Origin of the sequence: Streptomyces sp. NPDC002790, from assembly GCF_040295505.1 — a bacterium.
GTDB lineage: Bacteria > Actinomycetota > Actinomycetes > Streptomycetales > Streptomycetaceae > Streptomyces.
The window spans coordinates 22,144-28,519 of record NZ_JBEOVM010000084.1; the positions used below are offsets into that span (position 1 = coordinate 22,144).

The following is a 6,376-nucleotide window of genomic DNA, read 5'->3' on the forward strand; positions in this document are numbered from 1 at the left end:
CGATGAAGATCGCAGTTGTCGGCGCCGGAGCCATCGGCGCGTACGTGGGCGCGGCCCTCCACCGCGGCGGCGCGGATGTGCACCTCGTCGCCCGCAGGGACCATCTGCGCGCCATCCAGGCCGAAGGCGTCCGCGTGCTCAGCCCGCGCGGCGACTTCACCGCCCACCCGCATGCCACCGACGACCCGAGCGAGATCGGCCACGTGGACTACGTGTTCCTCGGCCTCAAGGCCCACTCGTACCCGTCGTGCGGCTCGCTCGTCGCCCCGCTGCTCGGCGAGCACACCGCGCTGGTGGCCGGCCAGAACGGCGTCCCGTGGTGGTACTTCCACCGCCTCACGGGCCCGTACGAGGGCCGCCGCATCGAGGCGGTCGACCCGGGCGGCGCGACGAGCAAAGTACTGCCGCCCGAGCGCGCGATCGGCTGCGTGGTCTACCCAGCCACGGTCATCGAATCCCCGGGCGTCATACGGCACTTGGAAGGCACCCGCTTCTCCATCGGCGAGCCGGACGGCAGTGTCTCGCGCCGTTGCACGGACCTGAGCGAGGCCATGGTCGCGGGCGGCCTCAAGTGCCCCGTCGAGCGGAACCTGCGCGACGACATCTGGATCAAGCTGATGGGTAACGCGGCCTTCAACCCGATCAGTGCGCTGACCCGAGCCACCATGACAGACATGTGCCGCCACCCCCTGACACGCGCGATGGTGGCTCATGTCATGGAGGAGATCCTCGACATCGCGGCCCGCGTCGGCTCGACACCCGAGATCTCCATCGAGAAGCGCCTGCGCGGAGCCGAGGGCGTAGGCGCCCACAAGACGTCCATGCTCCAGGACTTGGAGGCGGGAAAGCAGCTGGAGCTCGACGCGATCGTCACGGCGGTCGTGGAGATGGCCGACATCACCGGCGCCGAGGCACCCACGCTGCGTGCCATCCACGCGGCGACCGACCTATTGGCACGCACCGTGCTGCCGTAGCACGCTACGGATGAAGATCACGTGGCAGAGGAGACGTACATGCTGTTCCGGCAGTTGGAGTACTTCGTGGCGGTGGCCCGTGAACGCCACTTCGCACGCGCCGCCGAGTCCTGCTACGTCTCCCAGCCCGCGCTCTCGGCGGCGATCGCCAAGCTGGAACGCGAGCTGAACGTCACGCTGATCAACCGCGGCCACAACTACCAGGGCCTCACCCCGGAGGGCGAGCGCCTGGTGGTGTGGGCGAAACGGATCCTCGCGGAACAGGACGCGTTCAAGGCGGAGGTGGCGGCGGTCCAGTCGGGCATCACGGGGACGCTCCGCCTGGGCACGGACCCCACGGCGTCCACGACGTTGGCCCTCCCGGTCGGCGCGTTCTGCTCGGCGCACCCCCTGGCGAAGGTCCAGGTCCGCTCCCGTCTGTCGACGAAGGAGCTCCACCGCCAGCTCCGCGACTTCGAACTCGACGTGGCCATCGCCCACTTCGACCCGGACGACCAGGAGGGCCTCCAAGTGGTCCCCCTCTACCAGGAGCGCTACCTCCTCCTGGTTCCGGACGACCAGTTCAAGTCCAGTACCGGAAGCCTGACGTGGGCGGACGCGGCGCAACTCCCCCTGGCGTTGTTGACACCCGACATGCGCATCCGCCAGATCATCGACAAGGTCTTCGCGAACAAGGGCCTGGAGGTCACCCCACAGGTCGAGACCGACTCCATCGCCTCCCTGTACGCACATGTGGGCGGCGGTGAATGGGCGAGCGTCGTGCCCCACACATGGCTCCGCGCGATGCCGGTGGACGGCCGTACACGAGCGCTCCCACTGGTCGACCCGGAGGCCGGGGCCCAGGTCTCGGTGGCCATCCACGCGGGCACGCCGGGTTCGGTGGCGGCCCGCGCCTTCGTCAACGCGGCGACAGCCCTGAACCTGGACGAGGTCTTCGCCCACCGGGTCCCGGCCCAGGTCGGCAGCCCAAGCCCCTGCGGCGATTGAGCAACCGGCACCGCGGCCGACGCCTCGGGGCTCCGCCCCGGACCCCGCGCCTCAATCGCCGGCGGGGCTTGAAGTGCCCATCGGCCGGCGGGGCTGAATCGCCTCAATCCCCGACGGGGCTGGAAAGACCGCCTCAATCGCCGGCGGGGCTTGATAGATCAAACCCCGCCGGCGATTGGATCATCTGAGCCCGGCGGGGAGTGGATCATCCGAGCCCGGCGGGGGTCGGTTATTCAAGCCCCTGCGGCGATTGAGCAGGCCTTTCGAGCCGGTGCGGCGGTACGGGCACATCAAGCCCCGCCGGCGATTGAGGCGCGGGGTCCGGGGCAGAGCCCCGTGACGTCGACTCACCCGTACCGCTCCCGCACCGCCCCCCGGTCCAACCCTCCCTGCGCAGTCCGAGGCAGACCGGACACGAACACGACCCGATCCGGCACCTCGGCGGCAGCCAACCGCTCGCGCGAGTACCGCAACACCTCACCCACCTCCACACACTCTCCGCCCCGCACCACAACCGCCGCCCCAATCCCCTCCCCACCCACCGCGAACACCGCCGCCTCCGCGACCGACGGGCACCCGGCCAGCACATCCTCCACGTACTCCGGGGAGATCGTCAGCCCCCGCCGCACGATCAGGCTCTCGATCCGTCCGGCAAGGGACAGATACCCGTCCTCATCGAGCGACCCCAGGTCCCCCGTACGCAACCACCCGTCACCCGCCACGCTCGGCCCCGACACCCACACCTCCCCCCGCACCCCGGCCGGACACACCCTCCCGTCCCGGTCGACGACGCGCAGCCGTACCCCGGTCGCCCGCCCCACCGTCCCGTGTTTGAGCGGCCCGCGCTCCGGCAGCGGCTCACTGGCGATCTGGTGCGCGGCCTCGGTCACCCCGTACGCGGACAGCAGCGGCGCCCCGAACATCCGCTCAAGCGCCCGCTGGGACGCAGCGTTGAGCGACGCACCGCAACTGCGCACGAAACGCAACGGCGGCGGCGCTCCCAGGTCACCCAGGTCACCCACGCCGCCCAGGTCCGCCGCCTCCGACGACCGATCGAGCAGCGCCTCATGGATCGTCGGCACCGCAGTGAACCAACTCGCCCCCGCCGCCCGCAGATCCGCCCAGAACGTCTCCGCCGAGAACCGCCCACCCGCGGGCAGCAGCACCCGCCCCCCGCTGGCGAGCGTGGACAGAAGCGACGCGAAAAGACCGTGCCCGTGGAAGAACGGCATGACCGCGACGGTCGCGTCCTCGGGCCCCAACGCGTAGGTGGCACAGACGTTGTGGACGGACGCCGCCACATTGGTGTGCGTGAGCGGCACCATGCGGGCACGCCCCGTGGCCCCCGCGGTGAACAGGACGAGCGCGTCCTCCTGCCTCCTGTGCGGTGCCGCGTCGGTACCGGCGATCCCATCGGCGCCAAGTACGGCGCGCGCCCCCAACTCGCCAACCCGAAACCGGAGTTCGGCATCCGAAAGACCCGGATCCAGAGGCGCGGCCACCACCCCCACACGTCCCGCCCCGAGCAACGCGGCCACGAACTCCGCGGTATTGCCCGCGACGAGACCGAGCACATCACCGGCGCTCAGCCCCGCCCCGACGATCCGCTCCGCCATCCGGTCCGCGAGCGCGTCCAACGCCTCGTACGACAGGGGAACCCGCTCGGCGCCGACGACGAGCGCCGGGGCGTGGGGCCGCGCACGGGCCTGCCGGTCGAGGAGATCGGCGAGCCCCGTGACGGTCAGGGCCGATGTGGCCATGCCTTCCACCTCCCGTCCTCAGCGAGCGTGCGGTCAGCGGCCGCACACGTCCAATACGCACTCACGAACACCCGATAGCAACCGCTTATCAACCCCCAAAGACCCACCCCAGCAGGGGATTTGGCGCACGCTTGACTCTCGATAGACGCCGGTTATCGCCTGGAAGCCGATGGGTCTTGGACGAGGCGCCGCCGCCTGTCGAAGGTGAGAACAGGAGACCCGTCCAAGGAGGAACTCGGATCATGACCGCTGACTCGACCGCCGACCAAACCGCCGAGGCCGCGGCAGGAGCCGACGCGCCGACCGAGCTCACCGACGGCTACCACCTCGTCGTCGACGCCCTGAAGAAGAACGACGTCGACACCATCTACGGACTCGTGGGCATCCCCGTCACCGACCTCGCCCGCCTCGCGCAGGCCGAGGGCATCCGCTACATCGGCTTCCGTCACGAGTCGAACGCGGGCCACGCCGCCGCGATCGCCGGCTACCTCACCAAGAAGCCCGGCATCGCGCTCACGGTCTCGGCCCCCGGCTTCCTCAACGGCCTGGTCGCCCTCGCCAACGCCACCACCAACTGCTTCCCGATGGTGCAGATCTCCGGGTCGAGCGAGCGCCACCTCGTCGACCTCAAGCAGGGCGACTACGAGGAGATGGACCAACTCGCCGCCGCCCAGCCCTTCGTGAAGGCCGCGTACCGCGTCAGCCGCGTCGAGGACATCGGCCGCGGCATCGCCCGCGCCCTGCGCACGGCGATCTCCGGCCGCCCTGGCGGCGTCTACCTCGACATCCCGGCGGCGGTCCTCGGCTCGGTCATGGACAAGGAGGCGGGGGAGCGGACCCTCTCCCGCCTCGTCGACCCGGCCCCGCGCCAGCTGCCCGCACCCGAGGCGGTGGACCGCGCGATCGACCTCCTGGAGAACGCGGAGCGCCCGCTGATCGTCCTCGGCAAGGGCGCGGCCTACGCCCAGGCGGACGACAAGATCCGCAACCTCATCGAGTCCACGGGCATCCCGTACGTACCGATGTCGATGGCGAAGGGCCTGCTCCGCGACGACCACCCGCAGTCGGCGGCGACGGCCCGCTCCCTCGCCCTGAAGAAGGCCGACGTCGTGATGCTGGTCGGCGCCCGCCTCAACTGGCTGCTCAACCACGGCGAACGCGGCTGGAACCCGGACGCGAAATTCATCCAGGTCGACATCGAGTCCCGGGAACTGGACTCCAACCAGCCGATCGCGGCCCCGCTCGTCGGTGACATCGAGTCGGTCCTGGACCAGCTCGCCGACCGCACCAAGCCCGGCCAGATCGCGGCGTCGACCGCCTGGCGCGAGGAACTGGGCGACCGCTCCGCGCAGAACGTCGCCAAGATGGCCAAGCGCCTGGAGGCCGACCCGCACCCCATGCAGTTCATGGGTGCGCTCAAGGCGGTCCGCGACGTCGTCCACCAGCACCCGGAGACGTACATCGTCAACGAGGGTGCCAACACCCTCGACATCGCCCGCAACGTCATCGACATGCACCACCCGCGCCGCCGCCTCGACTCCGGGACCTGGGGAGTCATGGGCATCGGCATGGGCTACGCGATCGCGGCCGCCGTCGAGAGCGGCGGAGCGCCCGTCGTCGCCATCGAGGGCGACAGCGCCTTCGGCTTCAGCGGCATGGAGCTGGAGACGATCTGCCGCTACCACCTGCCGGTCGTCACCGTGATCATGAACAACGGCGGCGTCTACAAGGGCGACGAGACCATCACCGACGCCCCCGCCCCCACCACCCTCATGAGCGCCGCCCGCCACGACCGGATGATCGAGTCCTTCGGCGGCAAGGGCTACCGGGCCACCACCCCCGCCGAGGTCACGGCCGCCCTCACCGAGGCCATCGCCTCCGGCGGCCCCGCGCTCATCGACTGCGTGATCGACCCGTCGGCCGGTACGGAGAGCGGCCACATCGCCCACCTGAACCCGAAGGGCATCGGCATCAAGAAGTAACGCTCCGTGTCCGGTAGGGCACCGATATACGCACGTGAAAGCCACTCCGAAACCTTGGTATTGTTGAGGTGTCGCCGCGGGGTACGCCCCGTGTCGAGCGCACCTTGTCCGGGTGGCGGAATGGCAGACGCGCTAGCTTGAGGTGCTAGTGCCCTTTATCGGGCGTGGGGGTTCAAGTCCCCCCTCGGACACTCACGGAGTGCCGGTCGAGATTATCTCGACCGGCACTTTTTGTTTGCGCTGGTCAGACGGGGGCAGGCGCGACCTTGAGCCGTGTGTATGGCTTTTCAACCTTTCACAGGTCAAAGAGAATAGAGGTCGGTGTGTCCTCCAGACTGGTGGCCGAACACCTTTACATGGTGTTCGGTGGGCGACAACAGAAGGCTGTGGAGAGGCTCCGCGGCGGCGCGGACCGTGAGGAGCTGCGCGCCGAGGGAACCACGGCCGCCGTGATCGACGCGTCGTTCACCGTCGAGCCCGGTCAGATCTTCGTCGTCATGGGCCTGTCGGGATCGGGCAAGTCGACCCTGCTCAGGATGCTCAACGGACTCCTGGACCCGACGTCGGGACAGGTGACGTTCGACGGGCAGGACCTGACGACGCTGGCTCCCAAGGAGCTGCGCGAGGTCCGCTCCCACAAGATCAGCATGGTCTTCCAGCACTTCGCGCTGTT

5 protein-coding genes and 1 tRNA gene are annotated in these 6,376 nt (G+C 69.6%); 5 read left to right on the forward strand and 1 reads right to left on the reverse strand.

Annotated features, from left to right (window positions below; all coding sequences use genetic code 11):
* Window positions 1–2 precede the first annotated feature (2 nt).
* On the forward strand, window positions 3–974 hold the full coding sequence (locus tag ABT004_RS27505) for a 2-dehydropantoate 2-reductase (protein WP_351342036.1): 972 nt from the start codon (window positions 3–5) through the stop codon (window positions 972–974).
* 39 nt (window positions 975–1,013) lie between these two features.
* Entirely contained in the window at window positions 1,014–1,961 is a 948-nt protein-coding gene (locus tag ABT004_RS27510; protein WP_451192824.1) for a LysR family transcriptional regulator, read from the forward strand.
* Between the two features lie 347 nt (window positions 1,962–2,308).
* Here the strand turns inward: ABT004_RS27510 and ABT004_RS27515 are convergent, their stop codons facing one another.
* A complete protein-coding gene (locus tag ABT004_RS27515; protein WP_351342040.1) occupies window positions 2,309–3,721 on the reverse strand; it encodes an AMP-binding protein in 1,413 nt (470 codons plus the stop codon).
* 242 nt (window positions 3,722–3,963) lie between these two features.
* Here ABT004_RS27515 and oxc point away from each other — a divergent pair, with 242 nt between their 5' ends.
* The 3 genes from oxc to ABT004_RS27530 all read left to right on the forward strand — a co-directional run.
* Window positions 3,964–5,703: an oxalyl-CoA decarboxylase gene (oxc, locus tag ABT004_RS27520; protein ID WP_351342042.1), complete on the forward strand. Its 1,740-nt coding sequence runs from the start codon at window positions 3,964–3,966 to the stop codon at window positions 5,701–5,703.
* 106 nt (window positions 5,704–5,809) lie between these two features.
* A tRNA-Leu gene (locus tag ABT004_RS27525) sits at window positions 5,810–5,894 on the forward strand.
* A 132-nt stretch (window positions 5,895–6,026) separates the two neighbouring features.
* Window positions 6,027–6,376 (forward strand): ATP-binding cassette domain-containing protein (locus ABT004_RS27530; RefSeq protein WP_351342044.1); only part of this gene is annotated, 350 nt, incomplete at its 3' end.

Excerpts from the sequence above, each read along its gene's own strand:
- ABT004_RS27505 (WP_351342036.1), top strand. The coding sequence starts at position 3 with ATGAAGATCGCAGTTGTCGGCGCCGGAGCCATCGGCGCGTACGTGGGC.
- ABT004_RS27510 (WP_451192824.1), top strand. The coding sequence starts at position 1,014 with ATGCTGTTCCGGCAGTTGGAGTACTTCGTGGCGGTGGCCCGTGAACGC.
- ABT004_RS27515 (WP_351342040.1), bottom strand. The coding sequence starts at position 3,721 with ATGGCCACATCGGCCCTGACCGTCACGGGGCTCGCCGATCTCCTCGAC.
- oxc (WP_351342042.1), top strand. The coding sequence starts at position 3,964 with ATGACCGCTGACTCGACCGCCGACCAAACCGCCGAGGCCGCGGCAGGA.